The organism is Bacillus sp. 05T31, assembly GCF_056396725.1.
Window position 1 is genome coordinate 1 of the sequence record NZ_JBFTMA010000559.1, and the last position, 3015, is coordinate 3015.

A 3015-nucleotide genomic window follows, 5' to 3' on the forward strand; every position below is an offset into this window, starting at 1 on the left:
GGCTTTAAAAACTTTATTGATATTTTCACATTACCAATGTGGAGAGATACATTTTTAAGTGTATTTTCTTGGACTGTCATTTGGACGTTTGTTGCAACAACATTACAAGTTGCACTTGGTATTTTTTTAGCGATTATCGTAAATCAGCCTGGTATTAAAGGTAAGGCAATTATTCGAACAATCTTTATTTTACCGTGGGCTGTTCCAGCATTCGTATCTATTCTTGTMTTYKCKGGTATGTTTAATGAAACATTTGGAGCAATTAATAACCAAGTATTAGCTTTATTCGGGATTGAAAAGATTGCTTGGATGACAGAYCCGTTTTGGGCGAAGATTGCTTTAATTATGATTCAAACGTGGCTTGGTTTCCCGTTCGTCTTTGCAATGACAACAGGTATATTGCAATCGATTCCAGGAGAATTATATGAAGCGGCTACAGTAGATGGAGCAACAGCTTGGCAACAGTTCCGCAAAATTACATTGCCACTTGTTTTATACGCAACAGCGCCAATATTAATTACGCAATATACGTTTAACTTTAATAATTTTAGTATTATTTATCTATTTAATAGCGGGGGACCTGCTGTGTCTGGACAAAATGCAGGTGGAACGGATATTTTAATTTCATGGATCTATAAGTTAACGATGACTTCGGCTCAGTACGGAAAAGCAGCAGCTCTTACAATGATTTTATCGTTAATTGTTATTACAGTTGCGTTATGGCAATTTAAGAGAACAAAATCATTCCAAGAAGAGGATATGATGTAAATGAATATTAAACGACAAAAGATGTTACGTCTTTCATTAAGTTATTTAGTTATCTTCATAATGTGTGCGATTATTTTCTATCCATTACTATGGATAATTGGCTCATCGTTTAATCCAGGGGATAGTTTATCTGGGTCAAGTATTATTCCGGAAAATGCCACGTTAGATCATTATCGCAAGCTGCTTGATCTCGATTCAAGTAATTACTTACTTTGGTATAAAAATACTTTGAAAGTTAGCGTAATGACGATGATTTTCTCTGTACTAGCCATTAGTTTTACTGCCTATGCATTTTCGAGATATCGTTTTGTTGGAAGAAAGAATGGTTTATTAACATTTTTAATTCTGCAAATGATCCCGAATTTTGCAGCGTTAATCGCACTATATRTATTAGCKCAGTTAACAGGATTAMTTGATACACATCTTGCATTAATTTTAATTTATGTRGGYGGRGCAATTCCRATGAATACWTGGCTWATGAAAGGGTATTTTGATACGATTCCAAAAGAACTGGATGAATCAGCTCGAATGGATGGAGCAGGACATTTCCGTATCTTCTGGCAAATCATTATGCCGCTTGCAAAACCAATCGTAGCGGTTGTAGCGCTATTCACTTTCATCGGTCCATTTACAGATTTCATTTTAGCGAGTATTATTTTGCGCACACCGGAAAATTATACTTTAGCAGTTGGACTATATGAAATGGTAGCGAAAAAATTTGGTAATGAATTTACGACATTTGCAGCTGGTTCAGTATTAATTGCAATTCCGATTTCTATTTTATTCTTATCGCTGCAAAAATATTTTGTTTCCGGTTTAACAGCTGGAGGTACGAAAGGATAAAAATGGGACATTACGTCCCATTTCTCTTTTCATCTCCCTATAAAAAATTTGTAGGGAGATGAAAAGAGATTTGACATCATATGTGAAAAGAAGTGAAATAAATAGTATATTATAGTATAGGAAAAAATAGCTATATCCCTTACAATACATGAAGAGGGAGAATAGGATTAGTTTTGCAAGATATAAGAAATGAATGTTTATGACTTGCAATGAGTGCGAGATAAAATATATGAAAAATGGCAGAGAAGTGAGAGGAGGGGATTTTTATGACAGTTACAATTAAAGATGTGGCGAAGCAGGCAAATGTTGCACCATCAACAGTTTCTCGTGTAATTGCTGATAATCCAAGTATAAGTGAAAAGACAAAGCGCCGTGTTCGAAAAGTGATGAGTGAACTGGGATATCATCCTAATTTAAATGCAAGAAATCTTGCGAACCAAACGACGAAGACACTTGGTCTTGTTATGCCGAGTTCTGCAAGTAAAGCTTTTCAAAATCCATTTTTCCCAGAAGTTATAAGAGGAATTAGTTCATTTGCACATGTGGAAGGGTATGCGCTTTATATGTCGACTGGTGAAACGGAAGATGAAATTTTTAATGGTGTTGTAAAAATGGTACAAGGGCGTCAAATCGGTGGTATTATTCTTTTATATTCAAGAGAGAACGATCGGATTATTCAATACTTGCATGACCAAAACTTCCCGTTTGTTTTAATTGGAAAACCATATGATCGAAAAGATGAAATTACATATGTAGATAATGACAATTATACAGCTGCAAGAGAAGTAGCGGAATATTTAATTTCATTAGGCCATAAACAAATCGCATTCATCGGCGGTGGATCAGATTTACTTGTAACGAGAGATCGTTTGGCAGGGATGAGTGATGCTTTGAAACTAGCAGATATTCTATTGCCGAAAGAGTATATTTTACACTTTGATTTTTCAAGAGAGAGTGGTCAACAGGCTGTTGAGGAATTAATGGGACTAAAGCAACCACCGACGGCAATTATGGCAACGGATGATTTAATTGGACTTGGCGTGTTAAGTGCGCTTTCTAAAAAAGGATTTGTTGTACCGAAAGATGTTTCGATTGTAAGCTTTAACAATGCTTTATTATCAGAAATTGCTAGTCCACCACTTTCGACAGTTGATGTGAATATTTATCAATTAGGGTATGAAGCGGCAAAAGCTTTAGTTGATAAGGTGGAGCATTCTGAATCTACTTCAAAATGCATTATTATTCCGCATAAATTATTGAAGCGTCAAACTTGTGATCATTATGCAACAAAAAGCTAAGAGTTTAACTCTTAGCTTTTTTCTTTAGAAAGGCTTCTAAACGGTCACAGCCTTCTTTTAAAGTTTCAATACTGTAAGCATAGGAAAGGCGAAGGTAGCCTTCACC

General features: G+C 35.4%; 2 protein-coding genes and 1 pseudogene. All 3 read left to right on the forward strand.

Translation table 11 applies throughout. The annotated features are described in order from the left end of the window. Window positions 1-768: pseudogene (gene malC, locus AC1DJR_RS24135) on the forward strand (maltosaccharide ABC transporter permease MalC); the annotation flags it as partial. Further along, a complete protein-coding gene (malD, locus tag AC1DJR_RS24140) occupies window positions 769-1611 on the forward strand; it encodes a maltosaccharide ABC transporter permease MalD (RefSeq protein WP_477003685.1) in 843 nt (280 codons plus the stop codon). Window positions 1612-1877: 266 nt separating this feature from the next. Further along, on the forward strand, window positions 1878-2909 hold the full coding sequence (gene malR, locus AC1DJR_RS24145; RefSeq protein WP_088034426.1) for a maltose operon transcriptional repressor MalR: 1032 nt from the start codon (window positions 1878-1880) through the stop codon (window positions 2907-2909). Window positions 2910-3015: the final 106 nt, after the last annotated feature.